Source organism: Arthrobacter globiformis, from assembly GCF_030815865.1.
Classification (GTDB): Bacteria; Actinomycetota; Actinomycetes; order Actinomycetales; family Micrococcaceae; genus Arthrobacter; species Arthrobacter globiformis_B.
On the sequence record NZ_JAUSXI010000001.1, the window covers coordinates 1,190,052 to 1,210,203 of the forward strand.

A 20,152-nucleotide genomic window follows, 5' to 3' on the forward strand; every position below is an offset into this window, starting at 1 on the left:
GGCCGCAGCCAGAGTCAAGGCAGTCATCAGGCCGGACAGATAGACTTGAGGCTGCTTCTCCGGCACCTGCACGAAACGTAAGCGAAGATTGGACACGGCACACTTGCGAGAATTCACTGCCCGCTTTGCCACCTCCGAAGAGGTCGCAAACTGGGACTCCCACGTCACCGCGAATCCGAACGGCGGAAACCTGCTGCAGTCGGAAGCCTTCGCCGAAGTCAAGCAGCACTTCGGCTGGAAGACCCTGCACCTCGTCTACGAAACAGCCGACTACACGAGCTACAACCTGGTGCTGGAAAAGAGCTTCCCGCTGCTCGGCAAGCTCTGGTACCTCATCAAGGGACCGGACGTGGCCGGCGTCGAGGACATCCCCGGCATTGCCGCGGCAAACGCAGAGTTCGTCAAGCGCGCACGCCTGGGCGTCTTCGCCATCAAGATCGAGCCGGACATCGTCCTCAGCGACGCCGCCCGCGGGGTTATCGAGGGGGCGGGGCTGGTCAAGACGCACAATCTGCAGCCCAACGACTCCACGGCCCTGCTGGATATTTCCCCCGAGGAGAATCAACTGCTCCGCAACCTCCACTCGCGGGGACGGAACGCCGTCCGCCGCGCCATCCGCGAGGGCGTCGAGGTGCACAACGTGGAGCCCAGCGAGGAAAACTTCAAGGCCATGTACGGCCTGATGACCGACACGGTCCAGGCGAAGTCGCAGGTCCGCGTCCGCGAATACGACTACTACCGCCAGTTCTGGACGAACTTCATCAAGCGCGGCCAGGGAAGGCTCATGTTTGTGTACGAAAACGGCGTTCCCTCCGTGGGCGCCTTCGTGATCAACTACGGCCGCAAGGGCACGTACAAGGACGGCGGATCCCTGCAGAAGCGTAACCAGTACGGCGATTCGCACCTGGTGCAGTGGACAGCGATCAACCAGCTCAAGGAGCTGGGTTGCACGGAATACGATTTCTGCGGAACGCCGCCCAGCGACAAGCTCAAGGACACGTCGAATCCTTTCCACGGACTGGGGCTTTTCAAGACGAGCTTCAGCAAGACGGTCACGGATTTTGTTGGCTGCTACGACCAAGTCATCAGCCCGCTGAAGTACAAGGCATGGATGGCAGCGGGTGAAAGGGTGGCCCGGCAGCTGTACACCCGCCGTACCGGGCAGCAGTTCTACTGAGCTACTGAGCTGAGTTGATGAACAGAGGGGAGCCCTGATGACCAAACAACCCCGCGGCGCCAACCGGCCGCCCACGAACGGGCTGCCCAAGACGGAGCCGCTCACCGCCTCGCAGCTGCACCAGAACGCGGCAGCCAAGCGCATACTGCGGCGGCTGGTGCAGAGCGAAAGCCCACCGACGGCGCCGCTGAGCATCGTGGACCGGCTCGCCGGGAGCCCCTACGCCAACCCGATGATCCAGGTAGGCGGCATCGACACGTCGGCGCGCAAGACCATGGACTTTGCGCTGCATCTTGCCGAGTCCATGTTCCGGTACGGCGCTGGGTCCCTTGAAGTGGAGACAAGCATCATCGCCGTCACCGCCGCGCTGGGGCTGAAGAACATCGAGGTGGACATCACCAACCAGTCCGTCGGCATCAACTACGCGCCCAAGGACCAGCCGCCCATCTCGCTGCTGCGGGTGGTCCGTTCCTGGACGAACAATTATGCGGGGCTTGCCCAGGTCCACCAGCTGGTCACCGATATCGTGGCCGGAGGCGTCGGCAGGGACGAGGCCGTCCGCCGGCTCGATGAAATCACCCGCAGCCCCAAGCCGTTTCCCCGCTGGATGGTGACGGTCGCGTTCGCCGTGTTTTCGGCGGTGTTCGTCGGCGTGATCGGCGGCGGTCCCGGCGCCTCGGCCGTTGCGTTCGCTTCCAACCTGCTTATCAGCCTGGTGGCCAGGAAGCTGGGCCGTTGGCGGACGCCTGACTTCTTCATCACAGCGGCCTGTTCCTTTGTGGTGACAGTCATCGCGCTGCTGATGTGGAGGTTCGGCAGTCCGGTGGGGATCCGGCTGGCGCCCGCCATTGTGGTGGTGGGCGGCATCCTGCTGCTGCTGCCCACCGGGCGGCTCGTGTCCTCGGTCCAGGATGCCATCAACGGCTTCCCAGTGACGGCGGCCGGGAGGTTCCTGTCCACTCTGCTGACGTTTGGCGCGGTGGTGGCCGGGATCGCTGTCGCGTTCGTGGTGGGGGACAGGATCGGCATGGATCCAATCAGCGTCACGGAGACCTTTCCGCCCGCGTACCCGCTCTGGGTTCAGGTGATCCTGGTGGCCATCGCAGTTGTGGCAATCGGCGTCACGGAACAGACGGACTGGAAGCTGCTGCTTCCGACGGCGGCAGTGGGCGTGGTGGGGCACCTGGCCCTGATAGGCGGCGAGGCGCTGGGCATTGGTCCGCGGTTCTCGCCGGCGCTGGCCGCCGTCGTGATCGGCCTGCTGGCCCGCGTGGTGGCGCTGAAGATGGGCGCCCCGCAGCTGGTGGTCGCCGTGCCGGCCGGCCTGATTCTCCTGCCCGGTCTCACCATTTTCCGGTCGATGTATGTCCTGACCATCGAGGAATCCGAGATCCTGCTCGGGGCCGGAGGGATGCTCAGCGCCGGGGCGATCGTCTTCGGCGTTGCCGGCGGCATTGTGCTTGGTGACACGCTGGCCCGGCCGCTCACGCGCAGCCTGGCCAGCAATGAGCGGCGGCGGTCCCGCCGCCGCTAGGGGCCTGCTAGATCTTTCCGATCGGGAGTTTCTTCTCGGCCTGGAAGTCGTCCTCGACCCGTCCCTTGGCCCAGTAGCCGGACAGTGAAACCTGGCTGCGGTCCAGGCCGCGCTCGCGGAACAGCACCTCCCGCAGGCCCTTCATGTAGCCACGCTCGCCGTGCGCAAAAACGTTCACCCGGCCGTCGGGCCAGGCGGCGTTGCGCACCGCCTCCACTAGCCGGTCACCCTCGCCGGCGGGAATGCCGCCGCGCTGCAGCCAGACCAGCTCGAGCCCGGCCGGGGAGGCAATCTCCTGGACGTCGGCGTCCGAACCGACTTCGAGAAAGGCCAGGCCCCTGGCATGCGCCGGCAGGGACTCGATGACTGCGGCCACGGCCGGCAGTGCGGCCTCGTCAGCCGCCAGCAGGTACCAGTCCGCCGCCGGATCAGGGTTGTAGCCGCCCCCGGGGCCCGTGAAGCTGAGGCTGTCGCCGGGTTCGGCAGCGGCTGCCCAGGGGCCTGCCAGGCCTTCGTCGCCGTGGACGACGAAATCTATGGCCAGTTCACCGGCGGCCATATCCACCCAGCGGACCGTGTAGGTCCGGGTGTGCGGCCACTGCTCCCGGGGCATCGTTTCCCGGATGGCCCAGAGGTCCAGGGGCTGGGGGTAGTCCACCCCGGGCTGCGGAAAGACGATCTTGACGTACCGGTCCACGAAGTCGTTGTTCACGTAGTCAGCGAACCCGGGGCCGCCCGCGACGATCCGCACCATGTGCGCGGAAAGCTGCTCCCGCCGAAGGACAGCCAGGGTGACCTGCGGGCGGGATTTTTTCGTGGCGCTGGTGGTGGCCGGAAGGGAAGTCATGCAGGTAAGCCTAGCCTAAGCTCCTTGGCGGGACGGCCGGGATCTCCCAGTCCACAGGCCCGCCGCCCTGCTCCGTCAGCAGGGCATTGGCGCGGCTGAACGGACGCGAGCCGAAGAACCCCCGCGAGGCGGACAGTGGGCTGGGGTGGGCGCTGGCCACCACGGGGGTGCTGTCCAGGAGGGGTCGGACGCTCTCGGCGTCCTTGCCCCAAAGCACGGCCACGAGCGGCGCGGTGGTTCCGTCCGCGGTCCGGCGGCCGACGACGGCGGTCACTGCCGCCGTCGTGATCGTTTCCCATCCCTTGCCGCGGTGGGACCCGGCAGCGCCCTCACGCACGCTGAGCACGCGGTTCAGCAGCAGTACGCCCTGGTCCGCCCAGGCGCCGAGGTCACCGTGGACCCGCGGCGGCAAGCTTAGATCCGCTGCAAGCTCCTTGTAGATGTTGGCCAGGCTGCGCGGGATGGGCCGGGTGCCGGCGTCCACGGAAAAGGCGAGCCCCACAGCGTGTCCGGGGGTGGGGTAGGGGTCCTGGCCCACGATCAGGACCCGAACCCCGTTCAACGGCTGCCGGAACGCCCGGAGGACGTTCGACGCCGACGGCAGCACCCGCTGCCCGGCCGCCTCCTCGGCCGCGAGGAAAGTCAGAACGGACCTCAACTCGGCCTCCACTCCCGCCAGGGCGTCGGCCCAGTCGGGTGCCATCAGCTCGCCGAGCGGCAGCCTGGCAAGGTCTGCAAAGTCCGGGCCGCCCGCTGTTGCAGGTTCGAGGTCGAAGAGCGGTTCAGGTTCCGTCACGGTGTCCATTCTCCCGCACTGCTGTCCGAAGCCCGCTGCCCCTGTCCGTGAAACGAGCCGCCGGTGCCGCCGTGCCACAAATGACAAGGCTGTTATTCCTCCGTAACATAGGGGAGGTACTTTGACCGGATTCAGCTAAGGAGAGCGCAGTGGCGGAGCCGTTGCAGGACCATCTCGCGGAGCCGGATTCAGGGCAGGATTTAGCGCTGGAGCACGGGCTGCGGAGCGGCTCGCTGCTGGACGACTTCAAGCTCAAGGACTCGCCGCTGAGCGAGCGGGAGCAGCAGATCCTCGCCCTGGAACGGCAGTGGTGGAAGTATGCCGGCGCCAAGGAACAGGCCATCCGGGAGCTCTTTGACCTGTCCGCGACGCACTACTACCAGATCCTCAACGCACTGATTGATACAGAGCACGCGCTGGCCCACGACCCCATGCTCGTGAAGAGATTGCGTAGACTACGTACATCACGTCAGCGGGCCCGCACTGCACGCCGCCTTGGATCTGACGCGTAACTGCTAGTGCCGGACTGCCGGCGAAAACCAACAAGGACGCCTCTTCACCATGACTAATTTTGCTCGGGACGAATTCGACAGGGTGCCTGAGGTCTCCTCCCGGCAGGGCGTACACCGCGCTGTCTCAGCGCCGTCCCGCCCGAAGTTGTGGCCCATCCTTTCCGTGGGAATCGCGGCGCTCGCCGTCGGCCTGATCGCTTTCCTCCTGCTGCCGCAGCTGGGGTTCCAGCCGGGCATCACGCCGCCGCCCGCCGCAGCGGCCGACACTTCCGCGGCGTCGGCCAGCCCCACGGCGACGCCCTCTGCAAGTGCGACGCCCAGCGCGACCCCCTCGGCCTCGGCGTCCGCCTCCGAACCGGCTCCGCCCTCCGCGCTGGAGCCCGCCACCTCGGAAACCATTGCCCCTGCAGCGGTGGACAAGTCGCAGCCGGTCGCCATTTTCAACGGAACACTGACCTCCGGACTGGCCGGACGGGTAGGTGCCACGGTCAAGTCCGATGGCTGGGTGCTCGGTGAGGTGGCCAACTGGCAGGGCGCCCCCCAGCAGCAGTCCGTGATCTTCTACTCGGACGCTGCCCACCGTGCCAACGCCGAGGCGCTCAGCGAGTTGCTGAACATCCCCACGCTGGTGGAGAGTGCGGACTTCCCCACGCCCGTTGCCGTGGTGCTGGGCCCCGGCTACGAGTAGCCGTCCCGGTTACGCCTGAATAACTATTGCCTCCGCTCCGGACCGCTGGCCTGCGCCTCCACGGGCCTGACTCGATAGAGTGATGGCAGGCTTCAAGGCGTAATTCACGGCACACATCGACGTGGGCCTTACGGAAGCAACCTGAAAGTGTGGGGATCATGGCATTGGGCACCGTGAAGTGGTTCAACGCGGAAAAGGGCTACGGCTTCATCACCGTTGACGATTCAGGCGACGACGTTTTCGTGCACTGGTCGGCCATCCAAACAGACGGGTTCCGGGCGCTGGATGAGGGCCAGCGCGTGGAGCTGGAAGTGGGCGAAGGCGAAAAAGGTCCGCAGGCAGAACAGGTCCGGCCCGTCTAGTGGCACGCCGCTTAGGTCTCAGGGTTTCTGCCGTCTGGGGCGCCGCCGTCGTGCTGACGCTGGGTGCCTGCTCCGGGTCCGGGGACAACGCCCGGACGGCTCCGGTTGAAGCCAGCGGCGACGGGACCCTGCGGATCGGGCTGATCCTAGACAACACCGGACCGCAGTCCTTCCTGAACGCCGCCCAACTGGCCGCCGCCAAGCTCGCCGTCCAGGAGATCAACGCGGCGGGCGGGCACAAGGGCCGGCCCGTGGAACTGCTGCCCGCAACCACCGGGGGCGACACCGCTGCGCAGGCCCGGGAACTCGTCGATGCCAAAGCGGACGTCGTGATTGGTCCCACCGATTCCAGCAGGGCGCCCGCCGCCATCGATGTGCTGTCCAAAGCCAGGACCACGCTCATCTCTCCCGCCAACACGGCTCCGGAACTCAGCAGTTACAAGAGCGGTGGCTACTACTTCCGCACGGCGGCGGCTGACATCGCACAGGCTCCCGTCATGGTGAAACTCGCCAAGGATGCCGGAGCAAAAAGCCTCGCGGTGGTCTACGAGGACGGTACCTACGGCCAGGCCGAGTCTGCAGCAGTGTCCGCCTCCGCCAAGACCAGCGGGCTGGACCCCGTCACCGTCTCCGGCTTCAAGGCGGGTGAGGCACAGAAGTCTGCTGCCGCCGCCCGCGACGCGGCGCCGGACGCCGTCGTCGTTCTGGCCCGGGACGGTGCGCAGGGCGCCCTCGCCGAGCTCACCAACGCCGGACTGCCGGGCAACAAACTCATCCTGGGCGACGCCGCCTTCAGGCAGTACGGGTCCGCCCTCGGATCAAAATCGCTGGAGGGAGCGCGCGCCCTCGTGCCCGGAGTCTTCCCCTCGGCGCACTTCCAGGCTGAGCTCGTGGCCATCGATGCGGGCCTCAAGGACACGACGTTCGCGGCCGAGACGTATGATGCCGTGAACCTCGCGGCCCTGGCCGCCGCTGCGGCGGAGGACGACGCCGGTGCCTCCATCGCCGGCACGCTCATCTCCGTCTCCGGCGGCACTTCCGGCAGCCAGGTGTCCGCCTCGCCGTCCGGCCAGCCGGCCGTCTGCTCGACATACAAGGACTGCCTCGCGGCCATGCGGGACGGGAAGTCCATTGACTACGACGGCGAGTCTGGGCCCGTCCGCTTCGATGCGAACGGAGACATCACGGCCGCCAAGTACATGGTGTTCACCTACGGAGCTGACAACAAAGCCAAGCTCACGGGAAGCGAGGCCGCCGGCAGGTCTGCCGGCTGACCGCTGGCTGATCGCTGGCAGCGAATACTCCACCCGTTCGCGGGATTAACAAGTACATCTGCTTGCACTCTCCCCGGGGGAGTGCTAATTATTGATTAGCACTCCTGCGTATCGACTGCTAACTCGTCGCCCGGTTTAGGCCGCCAGCGAGGTCAGTGGCCGTGCATGGAGCGAAAGAAACACCTGGTTGGGGTGAGATCGGGACTGCCGGCGTACAGAGGCTGTCAGGAACGATCGTCCGTCGCGGGCACCGCAACGAGGTTCATTCTTAACGACTGTCCCGAAAGGACTACTGCCGTTATGGCCAAGATCATTGCATTTGATGAAGAGGCACGCCGCGGTCTTGAGCGGGGCCTGAATATCCTCGCCGACGCCGTCAAGGTCACCCTCGGCCCGCGTGGACGCAACGTCGTCCTCGAAAAGAAGTGGGGCGCCCCCACGATCACCAACGATGGTGTATCCATCGCCAAGGAGATCGAGCTGGACGATCCCTACGAGAAGATCGGCGCTGAGCTGGTCAAGGAAGTTGCCAAGAAGACGGATGACGTCGCAGGCGACGGCACCACCACGGCCACCGTCCTGGCCCAGGCACTGGTCAAGGAAGGCTTGCGCAACGTCGCGGCCGGCGCTGACCCGCTGTCCCTCAAGCGCGGCATCGAGAAGGCCGTTGAAGCCGTCACCGCCGAACTGCTGAACTCCGCCAAGGAAATTGAAACCAAGGAAGAGATCGCAGCCACGGCTTCCATCTCCGCCGGTGACGACGAAATCGGCGCCCTTATCGCTGAAGCCTTGGACAAGGTGGGCAAGGAAGGCGTCATCACGGTCGAGGAGTCCAACACCTTCGGCCTCGAGCTGGAGCTCACCGAAGGCATGCGCTTCGACAAGGGCTACATCTCCGCTTACTTCGTCACGGACACCGAGCGTCAGGAAACGGTCCTCGAGGACCCGTACATCCTGATCGTCAACTCCAAGATCTCCAACGTCAAGGAACTGGTTGCTGTCCTGGAAAAGGTCATGCAGTCCAGCAAGCCGCTGCTGATCATTGCCGAGGACATCGAGGGCGAGGCCCTGGCCACCCTGATCGTCAACAAGATCCGCGGCACCTTCAAGTCTGTTGCCGTCAAGGCTCCGGGCTTCGGCGACCGCCGCAAGGCCCAGCTGGCCGACATCGCCATCCTCACCGGTGGCCAGGTCATCGCCGAGGAAGTCGGCCTGAAGCTGGAGACCGCCGGTCTCGAACTGCTGGGACGCGCCCGCAAGGTTGTCGTGACCAAGGATGAGACCACCATCGTTGAAGGTGCCGGCGACGCCGACCAGATCGCTGGCCGCGTTTCCCAGATCCGCGCCGAGATCGAAAACTCCGACTCCGACTACGACCGCGAGAAGCTGCAGGAGCGCCTGGCCAAGCTGGCCGGCGGCGTTGCAGTCATCAAGGCCGGTGCCGCCACGGAGGTTGAGCTCAAGGAGCGCAAGCACCGCATTGAGGACGCTGTCCGCAACGCGAAGGCTGCCGTTGAAGAGGGCATCGTCGCCGGTGGTGGCGTTGCCCTGATCCAGGCAGGTCTCAAGGCATTCGCCAACCTGAACCTGACCGGCGACGAAGCAACCGGTGCGAACATCGTCCGCGTTGCCATCGACGCGCCGCTGAAGCAGATCGCCTTCAACGCAGGCCTCGAGCCCGGCGTTGTCGTCGACAAGGTCCGCGGCCTGCCCGCAGGCCACGGCCTGAACGCAGCAACCGGCGAATACGTCGACCTGCTGGCCGCCGGCATCAACGACCCCGTCAAGGTAACCCGCTCTGCCCTGCAGAACGCCGCTTCCATTGCCGGTCTGTTCCTCACCACCGAGGCCGTTGTAGCCGACAAGCCGGAGAAGAACGCTCCCGCCATGGGCGGCGGCGACGAGATGGGCGGCATGGGCGGCTTCTAGCCTCCCGCTGCTCCCAGCTGGCTCACGAGTGCGGCCCCCTCTCACGAGGGGGCCGCACTTTTTGTCTGCGCATTTTTTTCCGCGCAGTCTGGCAGGATGGTTCGGTGACGATTACTGCAGCAGCCGACGGTTCGGCATTGGGAAACCCGGGTCCCGCGGGGTGGGCCTGGTACGTGAACGACGACTGCTGGCGGGCTGGCGGCTGGCCGCACGGCACCAACAACCAGGGTGAGCTGATGGCCGTCCTGGACCTCTTCCGCTCCACGGCACACCTCCCGGACGAGGACCTGCACATACTTTGCGACAGCCAGTACGTGATCAACTCCGTGACGAAGTGGATGCCGGGATGGAAGCGCAAAGGGTGGCGCAAGGCGGATGGCAAACCCGTGCTGAACGTGGACATCCTCAAGGACATCGACCGGGAGCTCGCCGGGCGGAAGTACAGGTTCGAATGGGTCAAGGGCCACGCGGGGCACGAGCTGAACGAAGCCGCCGACGAGCGCGCCAGGGCCGTGGCCATCGCCTACCAGCAGGGCGTTGCCGCCCGCTCAGGTCCGGGATTCCCCGACGCGGAACCGGCAACGGGCCGGCGGGCCGTCAAAGAGGGCCGCGGCGAGGGCGGTATCCCTTCGCTGTTTGAATCCGAAACACCCACCCGCGCGGAAGCCGGCACTCCCGCCCGCGCGGAAGCCGGCACCAGGCTTCGCTCCGAGTCCGAAACCCCGGCTCTCTTCGGCTCCGGAGAGCCTGATCTCTTCAGCGAACTGGGCGCCGATGTGTTTGCGGAATCACCGGAAGGCGCCACGCCCGAAGAAACTGTCGAGGCCTTGGAACGCGAGCTCCTCCGCCCGGATGTCCGCAGCGACATCGGGCGGACGGGTCAGCTCCTGCACCCTGACTTCACGGAAATCGGGACAGCCGGACGCTTCTGGACCCGCGACGCCATGATGATGTCACTCGAGGAAAGCCCGGCCGGTCCTGTCGATCTGGACGTGCTCAGCGCCGACCGGATCGGCACGGACACGGTCCTGCTGACGTACCGCAGCTACTCCCGCGCCGGCTCAGCCCTGCGAAGCTCACTGTGGGTCCTGGACGGCGAACAATGGCGCCTTCGGTTCCACCAGGGCACGCCTGAAGCCTGAGCTGCCGCCGAACCCTGGGCTCGGCTGCCGGTGACTGGGCGCCGGCGTCAGCTGAAGCGCTGCGCGTTGCCCTGTTCCGCCTGCGCATAGGTGTCGGCAGCCGACGACAAAGCCAGGTTGATGGAGGCGAGGGAGGCCTCGACCTTGCCCTGTGTCAGCGTCCACTCGGCAACGAGCGCCTGGAAGTTGGTGGCAGCCGCACCGCGCCACGTGGCCTGCAGTTCATCCAGCCCATGCTTCATGGCCTGGACGTCGGCGCTGATCCGGTCAACGGTCGCCTTGACGTTGGCTGATTTCACCTGCAGTAGCTCGGTATCGACGGAAATGATGCTCATGGCGGGCCTCTCGACATCCTGGGGGACTGCCCCGGCAGGACAGTCGCAATGGCTGGCGGACCGGCCATTCCGGCCCACTACGTCGAGCCTAGGAACCCGCCGGCAGACGGTGCCACAGCGGGTTCCGCTATCTGGATAACCGGTTCCCGCCGGCAGCCCGGTCCCCGCTGGCATTGCTATCTCCCGCAACGCTGTCCGAGAACGTCCCGATGCTGTCCGCTTCGATGTTGTCCGCGTCTGGGGAGTCCTCCCGGAAGGGGAGGCTGACCACGAGTGTTGCGCCGCCGCCGTCGGTACCTTCCACCCGGACGGAGCCGCCGTGCGAGCCTACAATGGCGGCCACGATGGCAAGGCCCAGCCCGCTGCCGCCCGTCTCCCGGGTGCGTGACGTGTCGGCCCGGTAGAAGCGCTCAAAGACCTTGGGCGCCTCCGCGTCGGAGATTCCGGGGCCGTGGTCCCGGACCTCCAGGACGGACTGGGCGGAACCGTCGTCGGCCCGCCGGACGCCCACGGCGAGTTCGATGGGTGTTCCCCCGGGCGTGTAGCGCAGCGCATTGCCCACCAGGTTGCCGATAACCTGGCGCAGCTTCGCCTCGTCGCCGAGCACCGGCGCCGGTTCGGCGCTGCCGTTGTGCAGGCCGGTCAGGGTGATGGTGCGCTTCCGTTCGCTGGCCTGGGTGTCCACCACGGCGTCGTGGGCGAGGAGCTGCAGGTCGATGGGCTTGCACTGCAGCGGCCGCTGCTCGTCGAGCCGTGCCAGCAGCAGAAGGTCCTCCACCATGGAGCCCATCCGTTTGGCCTCACTCTCGATCCGGCCCATGGCGCTGGCCACATCCTCCGGGGATTGCAGCGCGCCGTGCCGGTAGAGCTCTGAGTAACCCCGGATCGTCACCAGCGGGGTCCGTAGCTCGTGGGAGGCATCCGCGGCAAACCGGCGCATCCGGTCTTCGGAGGCCATCCGGGCTGCGAAGGCCGCCTCGATGTGCGCGAGCATGGCGTTCAGGGACCTGCCCAGGCGGCCCACTTCCGTGGACGGGTTCTCCACATCGACGCGGCGCGACAGGTCGCCGGCGGCGATGGCGGCGGCGGTCTTCTCCACCCTGGCAAGCGGGCGGAAGGACCTGGTCACCGTCCAGTTGGCGATGAAGAAGGCCAGGATGAGCGTCAGCAGCCCAACACCCACCACCACCAGGGTGGCGTGGCGCAGTACCTCATCCACCGGGGACAGCGGCAGCCCGATGACCACCACTGCGCGCTGCTGTTCGCTGCCAACAACCACGGGAACAGCCACCACGCGCCAGTTCTTACCGTCGGTGCCCCGAACCTGATACGGCCGGACATCACTCTCACGGGCCTCGTTGACGGAGACGGACGCGATGTCGGGGCGGTCATCCTTGTCGTCAATGGGCGTTGGTCCGGCTCCCGGATAGTAGAGCGTCACCGTGTAATCCGAAGGCACTACCGGGTTGGCAATGGGGGAGATGGAGCGCTGCCGCTGGGCGGCGTCGACGGCAGCCCGCAGTTTGTCGTCCACCTGGCCTTCAAGGTAGCCGCGCAGCAGCGTCAGCGCGCCTGTCCCGGTCACGGCCAGGGCCACCAGCAAGAGGGCCATCATGATGGCCACCAGCTGGGACCGGAGGTTGGCGGACTTCCAGCGCTCCAGCGCCGACTTCCATCGCTCCAGCAAGGTCAGCGCTTTTCGGCTGTCCGCAGCACGTAGCCGACGCCGCGCTTGGTCTGGATGAGGGCCGGGGCGTCGGGATCGATGTCCACCTTGCGCCGCAGGTAGGAGATGTAGGACTCGACGATGGAGGCGTCACCATTGAAGTCGTATTCCCAGACGTGGTCCAGGATTTGTGCCTTGGACAGGACCCGGTTCGGATTGAGCATCAGGTACCGCAACAGCTTGAATTCGGTGGGGGACAGCTCGATCACCTTGCCGCCGCGGCGCACCTCGTGGGCGTCGTCGTCGAGCTCCAGGTCGTCCACCCGGATAACGGCCTCGTCATCCTCCAGCAGCGGCTGCGTCCTGCGGAGCACGGCACGGATGCGGGCCACCACCTCATCAAGGCTGAAGGGCTTGGTGACGTAGTCGTCCCCGCCCACCGTCAGCCCGGTGACCTTGTCCTCGGTGTCGTCCTTTGCGGTCAGGAAGAGGACAGGGAAATGCTTGCCTGCCGCACGCAGCCGGCGGGTGACGGTGAAGCCGTCCATGTCCGGAAGCATGACGTCCAGCACCGCGAGGTCGGGTGCGTGCGCCTCAACGGCAGCCAGCGCCTCCCGCCCGTTCCCCGCGGACACCACTTCAAAGCCGGCGAAGCGCAATGACGTGGAGAGCAGCTCGCGGATGTTCGGTTCGTCATCAACCACGAGGAGCTTCGCTTCGGCGCTGTTCTTTTTCATACTCCCATGATGCTCCCAGAATCTGGGAGTTTTCTGGATGAATGTTGTGTGTTGCTTGGGTCAGCAGGATTCGACGTCCTTGGCGTCCATGATGCGGTAGGCGTAGCCCTGCTCGGCAAGGAAACGTTGGCGCTTGGCAGCGAAATCCTGGTCCAGGGTGTCCCGGGCAACGAGTGAGTAGAACCGTGCCGCGCGCCCGTCCTGTTTGGGCCGCAGCAGACGCCCGAGCCGCTGGGCCTCCTCCTGGCGCGAACCGAAGGAGCCGGAGACCTGGATGGCCACCGAGGCCTCGGGCAGGTCGATGGAAAAATTGGCCACCTTGGACACCACAAGGGTCTGGACTTCCCCGGCGCGGAAGGCGTCAAAGAGCTTCTGGCGGGCCTTGACCGAGGTTTCGCCCTTGATGACCGGGGCATCCAGCCGCTCGCCGAGCTCGTCGAGCTGGTCGATGTACTGCCCGATCACCAGGACCTGCTCGCCGCGGTGGTGCGCCACCAGCTGTTCGGCCACGAGGGTCTTCGTCTCGGATGTGGCGCACAGCCGGTACTTGTCCGCATCCTCGGCCATGGCATACGCCACGCGCTCATCCTTGGGAAGATCCACGCGTACCTCCACGCAGTCCGCGGGGGCGATGTAGCCCTGGGCCTCGATGTCCTTCCATGGCGCGTCGTAGCGCTTGGGGCCGATGAGACTGAAAACCTCCCCCTCCCGGCCGTCTTCACGCACCAGCGTCGCCGTCAGGCCGAGCCGTCGCCGCGCCTGCAGGTCCGCCGTCATCCGGAAGATCGGCGCGGGCAGCAGGTGGACCTCGTCATAGATGATCAGGCCCCAGTCGTGGCCGTCGACGAGCTCAAGGTGCGGGTACAGGCCGCCGCGCTTGGTGGTGAGGACCTGGTACGTTGCGATGGTCACCGGGCGGACTTCCTTGACGGCGCCCGAATACTCGCCGATCTCGTCCTCGGTCAGCGAGGTCCGCCTGAGCAGTTCGTCCTTCCATTGCCGCGCCGAGACCGTGTTGGTGACGAGGATCAGCGTTGTGGTGGAGCTCGTGGCCATCGCCGCGGCGCCCACCAGCGTCTTTCCGGCGCCGCAGGGAAGCACGACGACGCCGCTGCCGCCGGCCCAGAAGTTCTCCGTGGCCAGCCGCTGGTACGGCCGGAGCTTCCAGTCCGACTCGTCGAGCATGATGGGGTGCGGCGTCCCGTCGACGTAGCCCGCCAGGTCCTCCGCGGGCCAGCCGATCTTCAGCAGCAGCTGCTTCAGCTGGCCGCGCTGGGAGGAATGGACCACCACTGTCTCCGCGTCGATGCGCGGGCCCAGCAGCGGCTGGATCTTCTTGGCCCTGCTGACCTCCTCCAGCACCGGGTAGTCGCTGGTGCGCATGACCAGCCCGTGCTGGGGGTCCTTCTCCAGCCGCAACCGGCCGTACCGGGACATGGTTTCTTCGATGTCGATCAGCAGCGAGTGCGGAACGGGGAACCGGGAATAGGTGAGCAGCGTATCCAGCACCTTTTCGGCGTCGAGCCCTGCGGCCCGGGCGTTCCAAAGCCCCAGCGGCGTGAGTCGGTAGCTGTGCATGTGCTCGGGTGCGCGCTCCAGTTCGGCGAAAGCCGCGATGGCGTGCCGGGCCGCCGTCGCCTGCTCGTGGTCCACTTCGAGGAGGATGGTTTTGTCGCTCTGGACAATCAGGGGGCCGTCATTCACGCAGGTAGAACCTTCACTGCTGCATTTCCTCTGCTGCCTCGATATCGATGATCCGGTGGATGGAGAGCACCCGCTCCGTGTCCTTCGCGGGGTCGAAGACACGGACGCGTCCGCCCGCCACGGAGACCGGAACAACCGTTTCCAGTCTCGCATTCCCTAGGCTGTCAACGACGTTCATCACCACTTTTTGCCGGAGCCGGATGGCTTTGTGCAGGGTCTCCAGACCCAGCTGGGTTGCCTCCTCGCCGCCGGCGGCAGCCGGACGGGAACCGTTGGCGCCGGAGCCGGCCGCAGCATGGCTGCGGAGCACGGCGAGTTGGGCGGTGACGTCGGCGTCGGGAAGGGCAGTGCGCGGCGCGCTGTAGACGGGGCGCCCGCTGCCCGGAAGGGGCGCGGTCCGGTTAAGGCGGACGACGGCGGACCCGGCCTCTTCGACGGCAGGTGACAGTCCCAGTCCGCGCAGCACCAGGGCCGTCTGCCGGGGTGAGGCCATGGAGACCAGAACGGTGGGGGCGATCCGGACCAGGCCCAGGGACGAGGCGGCAGCCTCCCGGCAGAGCTCACTGAGCGCGGCTTCGTCATCGCTTTGGATGAAGCTGGCGGCCGCTCCGACCCGCAGCTTGCCGTGCCTGGCTGCAGTGTCCTCCACGAGGTACTGCAACGGCTGCGGCACGGCAGTGGCGGAGTACCGGCGGAGAAAATCGAGGATGGCTGCAGCGTCCTGGCCCGAGTCCAGGGCGCGCCGGATGGTCTCCGCGGAGAACCGGTACGTCGTGGCCGGGCCTTGCCCTTCGGCGTCGGCCATCCGCTGGAGCTGCTCGGCCAGGTCGGGGGCCAGGTAGCCGGGCGCGACCGCGGTCAGGTCGGCCTGCAGGAGGACATGGTTGAGGGCCGCAGGGAGGTGTTCGCCGAGGAGGTTCATGGCGTCGTCAGGCGCGTCCGCGGCGATGGCGGCACCCAGCTGGCTGAGCGCGCCGGACCCGATCAGCCCTAGCAGCTCCGCCTCGGCAAGGACGCCGCTGATCAAGGAACTGAACCGCCGCGCCATGCGGGGCTGCGACCACTCGGCACGCTGCAGCACTGCCTCCGCATTGAGCACGGGCGCCGCCCCGTCCGGCATCTCCGCCTCGAGCGTCAGCTCCCGCAGTATCTCCAGGATCCTCTTGCGGATGACGGGCGCGTCGGACCGCTGCGCCTCGGCGGAGAGGGCGTTGACGGTGGCTGCCGGTGCGGGCCGGTGGTTGGCGGGCCCAGCGGGCTGGCCATTCATGGGCTGCCCCACGAGTGACGGGGCGCGCTCACTGGCCAGCCAGGCGTTGACGAGCCACAGCCACTGTTCCTGCCGCGGCAGCCCGAGCCACTCCAGCTGGGGAGGCTGCACCCAGCACGAGCTGTCCACGTCCAGCCGGATCAGGCCCGCAAGGGCGCAGAGCTCCAGCAGCACCGCGGTGGTGTTGTGGTCCACGCGGAGCGTCTCGGCGAGCCTGCGCATCTCGCGGATGCCCACGCCGCCGCTCCGGAGGGTGGCCAGGGGCTGGTTCCTGACCGCATGCAGCAGTTCGCCGGTGAGGCGCAGGGTCTCGGCGATCGCCCCGAGCGCCGCATTGCGGCGGAGCGCGGCGGTGGTGACGCCGAGCATCGGGGCAGGCGGGGTCAGGGAGAAGTTGTCGATGATGGCGCCGCCGCGCAGGGAAATGCCCACGCTGTGCGGCAGTTCCACATGTGCGGCGTCCAGCGGCACCAAGCAGGCCCCGGGCCAGCAGCCAGTCGACGGGCCCGACGTCGTGACCTTCAGCGGTGACGGAGGCCTTCCGCTGGGCCTGGGGTACGGCACCCATTGCCCAGTTGCTGAACCGGGCCAGCAGTGCCGTGGTCCTTTCCGGGGCGCCGGCGAGGAGCGCTTGCAGTCCCTCGGGGGAAGAGGTCCAGTGCTGCAGCGCCAGCGCTGCGTCCATCGGAGTGGTGGCCGCCTGCACGGCGGCGCCGCCGCGGTGCAGCTCCGCTACAAGTTGGACAACGCGCTGGGCGAAGGCCGGCTGCAGCCTGACCAGCTCGGTGTAGCTGCGCCCCAGCCCGGCCGGGTAGATCCCGACGACGTCCTTGAGGCTGCTCACCGGAAGATAGAAACGCTGCCTCTGGGCGCTGGCGCCCGCCCCGTGCGGCGGCTCCGCCCGCTGCACGAGGGCGAGATCATGCAACGACTGCAGGAGCTGCTCGATGGCGGCCACAGTTGAGCCTGCGATGGCCTTCTTCAGCACCGCGGCCGATGCGCTGTGCCCGGTGTCCGTGTTGGTGCACAGGTGCAGGGTCTCCAGGACCTGCATTTGCGGGCGGTTCAGGCGTTCCAGGGCCCGCTGCACGCTCACCCGCGCGCTGGCGCGGGCGGCCAGGGCGGGGAAGTCGGGAACGCCGGGGGAGATCAGGTCCGGCCGCGCAGCGAACAAAGCCCGCAGCGACTCGTCGCTGCGTGCCTCCAGTTCCTTGCTGAGCGCTCGAATGAGGGACATCAGTCCAACGTTACCGCCCGGCGGGGCTTCCTGCGCGGCGGCGGGCGGCAACGCCGTCGACCACCAGCACGAGCATCAGCAGGAAGGCCGCCGGAAGGCCATAGAGTGCCGTTGACGTGATCCACTGCGGCGCGGCCTGGCCCGCAGCGGCCAGGGCTATGACCGCCCCGACCGCTGCGAGGGACAAAACTGCAAGGAGCACTGCGGCGGCCATCAGTGGCCGCCGGATACGCGCGGATGTCATGGACGTAACGCTAACAGCAGTGCCGCGGCCGCGCCTCAAAGCGGGATTAGCCTGCCAGTCAGGATAACCTTGAAGGAACAGACCCACATGGACCAGGCAGTCATACCCTGAACCCGCACATCAGTGCGGATGCGGTGACGGCCGGCCATGTCCCAGAACGTCAGAACGAAGAAGGTTGATTAGGTGCCTACCGGCAAGGTCAAGTGGTACGACAAGGACAAAGGTTTCGGATTCCTCGCGGGCGAGGACGGACAGGAAGTGTTCCTTCCCAAGTCGGCGCTGCCCGCCGGAGTTACGGAACTGAAGGCCGGCACACGGGTTGAGTTCGGCGTGGCAGACGGACGCAAGGGCGCCCAGGCCCTCGGCCTACGCGTCCTCGAAAAAACGCCGTCCATCGCAAAGGCCAAGCGCCCCAGTGCGAGGGATCTTGCCCCGCTGGTGCAGGACTTGGTGACGGTCCTAGACAACCTCTCCGGCACGCTGTCGTCCGGCAAATACCCGGACAGCAACAAGGGCAAGGCCATTGCCGCCGCCCTGCGTAAGGTTGCCGACGAGCTGGACGCCTAGGCCTCCGATGAACCCGGAACCTGAACAGGCCGAATCCAAGGTGGAACCCAAGGCACCCAAGCGCCGCACCGGTGTCCCGGTGTGGCGAACGGGGAAGCCTGACGCCGTGCTGGCCGCTGCCGTGGACGCGGCCCGGACCGCCATCGAAGGCATCGCGGAGGCATCCGAAATCGGGGACCACCTGGCCGCCCGGACCGAGGGCGACCGCGTGGTGACGCACCTTTTCGAATCACGGCTGCCGGGATACCTCGGCTGGCAGTGGTATGCCGTCCTGACCCGCAACTCCCGCTCCAAGGTGATCACGGTCAACGAGCTTGGCCTGCTCCCGTCCGAAGACTCGATCCTCGCCCCGGAATGGGTGCCGTGGGCCGAGCGCGTACGCCCTGAGGACGCCCAGGATCAGGACGAGCAGGAAGCTCCGGCTGAGGCCTCGACTGGTTCTGAAACAGAGCCCGACGCCGAAACAGGGGCTGACGCTGAAGCAGAGCCCGACACCGAAACAGGGGTTGACGCTGAAACAGAGCCCAGCGGCGAAACACAGCCCGACGCTCAAGAACGCGACTAAACACAACGACGGACGGCGCCGGCCGGACGCAAGCCCGGACGACGCCGTCGAACGCTGACGCTTGAATGAGTTTTTGTACAGGTAATGCGGCTAAAAGGCCATCGAACCGCGATTATCTGTACAAAAACTCAAAGCTGGCTGGCTACTTCTTCAGTTCGCCCACCACGTAGTCGATGCACTCCAGCAGGGCGGAGACATCGGACGGCTCGATGGCCACGAAGGTGGCGATGCGCAACTGGTTGCGTCCCAGCTTCCGGTAGGGCTCGGTGTCCACGATGCCGTTGGCGCGGAGCACCTTGGCAATGGCGGTGGCGTCGATCGAGTCATCGAAGTCGATGGTGGCGATGACGTTGGAACGCTCGGCGGCATTGGCAACGAACGGCGTGGCGAATTCGGAAGCTTCCGCCCACTTGTAGATGCGTCCGGCCGAGTCGGCCGTGCGTCCGGCGGCGAAGTCCAGGCCGCCGTTGGCGTTCAGCCACTGCACTTGGGCATCCAGCGTGACGAGCGTGGACAGCGACGGGGTGTTGTACGTCTGGTTGAGCTTGGAGTTGTCGATGGCAGTCTTCAGGTCCAGGAAGTCCGGAATCCAGCGCCCGCTGGCCTTGACGCGCTCAGCCCGCTCCAGCGCGGCCGGGGAGAAGAGGCCCAGCCACAGCCCGCCGTCGGAGGCGAAGTTCTTCTGCGGTGCGAAGTAGTAGACATCTGTCTGGGCCACGTCGACGTCGAGGCCGCCGGCAGCCGAGGTTGCGTCCACCAGCACCAGCGCGCCCTCGTCGGCGCCGTTCACCCGCTGGACGGGCGCGGCAACACCCGTTGAGGTCTCATTCTGCGGCCAGGCGTACACGTCAACGCCGGCCTCGGCTTTGGGGGCGGGGCAGGTGCCGGGCTCGGACTTGATGATGGAGGACTCCGCAAGGAACGGCGCCTTGTTCGTGGCCGCAGCGAACTTGGACCCGAACTCGCCGAAGGACAGGTGCTGTGCCTTCTCTTCCACGAGGCCGAAGCTGGCGACGTCCCAGAATGCGGTGGAACCGCCGACGCCGAGGACAACCTCGTAGCCTTCGGGGGAACGGAAGAAGGTGCTCAGGCCTTCGCGGACGGATCCCACGAGGTTCTTCACCGGGGCCTGGCGGTGGGACGTGCCCAGGAGCGTCGTGGCGGCCGCGGAGAGCGCCTCGATCTGCTCAGGCCTGACCTTGGAGGGACCGGCGCCGAACCGTCCGTCCTTGGGCAGGAGGTTTGCGGGAATAGTGATGCTCGTGTCGCTCACAATGGCTCCAATTTTCGGCATGGAAGTGCGGTTCGGCTGGGTCGGGGCGGTGGCCGGCAGGCAACCATGGCCGCCACGAAGACCCTCCTTATTCTGCCCGAAGCACGGATACCGCGGGAACACGCCACCGTCATAGTCCAGTCATTGAGACGGCGTCCGCCGCCCGCCATGCGGATTATTTGGACTAATTCAAAATAGGCTAAGCTTGCACTGGACGTACGGGCAGACAGCCGGCGCTGCGCCGCCGTCGAACATGCGACCGCCGCTGCAGCTTGCCGGATCCCGGTGCGGCG

General features: G+C 66.7%; 18 protein-coding genes and 1 pseudogene. 10 read left to right on the forward strand and 9 right to left on the reverse strand.

From position 1 onward, the window contains the following. Positions 1 to 103: 103 nt before the first annotated feature. Entirely contained in the window at positions 104 to 1,177 is a 1,074-nt protein-coding gene (locus tag QFZ33_RS05550; protein ID WP_307025585.1) for a lipid II:glycine glycyltransferase FemX, read from the forward strand. Between the two features lie 37 nt (positions 1,178 to 1,214). Beyond that, positions 1,215 to 2,711, forward strand: coding sequence for a threonine/serine ThrE exporter family protein (locus tag QFZ33_RS05555; protein ID WP_307025586.1), 1,497 nt, complete (start codon positions 1,215 to 1,217; stop codon positions 2,709 to 2,711). A 7-nt stretch (positions 2,712 to 2,718) separates the two neighbouring features. Here QFZ33_RS05555 and QFZ33_RS05560 read toward each other — a convergent pair whose 3' ends face one another. Both QFZ33_RS05560 and QFZ33_RS05565 read right to left on the reverse strand, forming a co-directional pair. Beyond that, positions 2,719 to 3,558: a siderophore-interacting protein gene (locus QFZ33_RS05560; RefSeq protein WP_307025588.1), complete on the reverse strand. Its 840-nt coding sequence runs from the start codon at positions 3,556 to 3,558 to the stop codon at positions 2,719 to 2,721. Between the two features lie 10 nt (positions 3,559 to 3,568). After that, complete coding sequence (locus QFZ33_RS05565; RefSeq protein WP_307025590.1) at positions 3,569 to 4,363, reverse strand: uracil-DNA glycosylase; 795 nt, start codon at positions 4,361 to 4,363, stop codon at positions 3,569 to 3,571. 140 nt (positions 4,364 to 4,503) lie between these two features. Here QFZ33_RS05565 and QFZ33_RS05570 point away from each other — a divergent pair, with 140 nt between their 5' ends. The 6 genes from QFZ33_RS05570 to QFZ33_RS05595 all read left to right on the forward strand — a co-directional run bounded on the left by QFZ33_RS05570 (position 4,504) and on the right by QFZ33_RS05595 (position 10,261). Further along, the gene (locus tag QFZ33_RS05570; RefSeq protein ID WP_373427238.1) at positions 4,504 to 4,866 is read left to right on the forward strand and encodes a DUF3263 domain-containing protein; all 363 of its coding nucleotides are present in this window, start codon (positions 4,504 to 4,506) and stop codon (positions 4,864 to 4,866) included. Between the two features lie 49 nt (positions 4,867 to 4,915). Beyond that, positions 4,916 to 5,554, forward strand: a complete 639-nt coding sequence (locus QFZ33_RS05575) for a LytR C-terminal domain-containing protein (protein ID WP_307025592.1) — start codon at positions 4,916 to 4,918, stop codon at positions 5,552 to 5,554. Positions 5,555 to 5,712: 158 nt separating this feature from the next. After that, on the forward strand, positions 5,713 to 5,916 hold the full coding sequence (locus QFZ33_RS05580; protein ID WP_214847129.1) for a cold-shock protein: 204 nt from the start codon (positions 5,713 to 5,715) through the stop codon (positions 5,914 to 5,916). Further along, positions 5,916 to 7,190 carry an ABC transporter substrate-binding protein gene (locus tag QFZ33_RS05585; RefSeq protein ID WP_307025595.1) on the forward strand — a complete coding sequence of 425 codons (1,275 nt, stop codon included), beginning with the start codon at positions 5,916 to 5,918 and terminating at the stop codon, positions 7,188 to 7,190. The genes QFZ33_RS05580 and QFZ33_RS05585 overlap by 1 nt, the downstream gene beginning before the upstream one ends. Positions 7,191 to 7,490: 300 nt before the next feature. Then, on the forward strand, positions 7,491 to 9,119 hold the full coding sequence (groL, locus tag QFZ33_RS05590; RefSeq protein WP_214847144.1) for a chaperonin GroEL: 1,629 nt from the start codon (positions 7,491 to 7,493) through the stop codon (positions 9,117 to 9,119). Positions 9,120 to 9,223: 104 nt separating this feature from the next. Further along, positions 9,224 to 10,261: a ribonuclease HI family protein gene (locus tag QFZ33_RS05595; RefSeq protein WP_307025599.1), complete on the forward strand. Its 1,038-nt coding sequence runs from the start codon at positions 9,224 to 9,226 to the stop codon at positions 10,259 to 10,261. A gap of 47 nt (positions 10,262 to 10,308) precedes the next feature. Here the strand turns inward: QFZ33_RS05595 and QFZ33_RS05600 are convergent, their stop codons facing one another. From QFZ33_RS05600 to QFZ33_RS05625, 6 genes and pseudogenes are all read right to left on the reverse strand, one after another. Continuing rightward, positions 10,309 to 10,596 carry a WXG100 family type VII secretion target gene (locus QFZ33_RS05600; RefSeq protein ID WP_307025600.1) on the reverse strand — a complete coding sequence of 96 codons (288 nt, stop codon included), beginning with the start codon at positions 10,594 to 10,596 and terminating at the stop codon, positions 10,309 to 10,311. 127 nt (positions 10,597 to 10,723) lie between these two features. Continuing rightward, entirely contained in the window at positions 10,724 to 12,211 is a 1,488-nt protein-coding gene (locus tag QFZ33_RS05605; protein WP_307031674.1) for a sensor histidine kinase, read from the reverse strand. A 74-nt stretch (positions 12,212 to 12,285) separates the two neighbouring features. After that, complete coding sequence (locus QFZ33_RS05610) at positions 12,286 to 12,999, reverse strand: response regulator transcription factor (protein ID WP_214847153.1); 714 nt, start codon at positions 12,997 to 12,999, stop codon at positions 12,286 to 12,288. A gap of 60 nt (positions 13,000 to 13,059) precedes the next feature. Continuing rightward, a complete protein-coding gene (locus tag QFZ33_RS05615; RefSeq protein ID WP_214847155.1) occupies positions 13,060 to 14,703 on the reverse strand; it encodes a DNA repair helicase XPB in 1,644 nt (547 codons plus the stop codon). 13 nt (positions 14,704 to 14,716) lie between these two features. After that, a pseudogene (locus tag QFZ33_RS05620) lies at positions 14,717 to 17,210 on the reverse strand (helicase-associated domain-containing protein). 10 nt (positions 17,211 to 17,220) lie between these two features. Beyond that, entirely contained in the window at positions 17,221 to 17,454 is a 234-nt protein-coding gene (locus QFZ33_RS05625; protein WP_307025604.1) for a hypothetical protein, read from the reverse strand. Positions 17,455 to 17,637: 183 nt separating this feature from the next. Here QFZ33_RS05625 and QFZ33_RS05630 point away from each other — a divergent pair, with 183 nt between their 5' ends. Continuing rightward, complete coding sequence (locus QFZ33_RS05630; RefSeq protein WP_214847161.1) at positions 17,638 to 18,021, forward strand: cold-shock protein; 384 nt, start codon at positions 17,638 to 17,640, stop codon at positions 18,019 to 18,021. 7 nt (positions 18,022 to 18,028) lie between these two features. Next, complete coding sequence (locus QFZ33_RS05635; protein WP_307025607.1) at positions 18,029 to 18,586, forward strand: DUF3027 domain-containing protein; 558 nt, start codon at positions 18,029 to 18,031, stop codon at positions 18,584 to 18,586. A 142-nt stretch (positions 18,587 to 18,728) separates the two neighbouring features. On the opposite strand, the gene serC is transcribed toward QFZ33_RS05635, so the two are convergent. Then, a complete protein-coding gene (serC, locus tag QFZ33_RS05640) occupies positions 18,729 to 19,859 on the reverse strand; it encodes a phosphoserine transaminase (RefSeq protein WP_307025609.1) in 1,131 nt (376 codons plus the stop codon). Positions 19,860 to 20,152: the final 293 nt, after the last annotated feature.

Coding starts and splice junctions, on each gene's coding strand:
- QFZ33_RS05575 (WP_307025592.1), top strand. CDS start 4,916: ATGACTAATTTTGCTCGGGACGAATTCGACAGGGTGCCTGAGGTCTCC.
- QFZ33_RS05580 (WP_214847129.1), top strand. CDS start 5,713: ATGGCATTGGGCACCGTGAAGTGGTTCAACGCGGAAAAGGGCTACGGC.
- QFZ33_RS05625 (WP_307025604.1), bottom strand. CDS start 17,454: ATGACATCCGCGCGTATCCGGCGGCCACTGATGGCCGCCGCAGTGCTC.
- QFZ33_RS05600 (WP_307025600.1), bottom strand. CDS start 10,596: ATGAGCATCATTTCCGTCGATACCGAGCTACTGCAGGTGAAATCAGCC.
- QFZ33_RS05610 (WP_214847153.1), bottom strand. CDS start 12,999: ATGAAAAAGAACAGCGCCGAAGCGAAGCTCCTCGTGGTTGATGACGAA.
- QFZ33_RS05555 (WP_307025586.1), top strand. CDS start 1,215: ATGACCAAACAACCCCGCGGCGCCAACCGGCCGCCCACGAACGGGCTG.
- QFZ33_RS05605 (WP_307031674.1), bottom strand. CDS start 12,211: ATGATGGCCCTCTTGCTGGTGGCCCTGGCCGTGACCGGGACAGGCGCG.
- groL (WP_214847144.1), top strand. CDS start 7,491: ATGGCCAAGATCATTGCATTTGATGAAGAGGCACGCCGCGGTCTTGAG.
- QFZ33_RS05565 (WP_307025590.1), bottom strand. CDS start 4,363: ATGGACACCGTGACGGAACCTGAACCGCTCTTCGACCTCGAACCTGCA.
- QFZ33_RS05560 (WP_307025588.1), bottom strand. CDS start 3,558: ATGACTTCCCTTCCGGCCACCACCAGCGCCACGAAAAAATCCCGCCCG.
- QFZ33_RS05635 (WP_307025607.1), top strand. CDS start 18,029: ATGAACCCGGAACCTGAACAGGCCGAATCCAAGGTGGAACCCAAGGCA.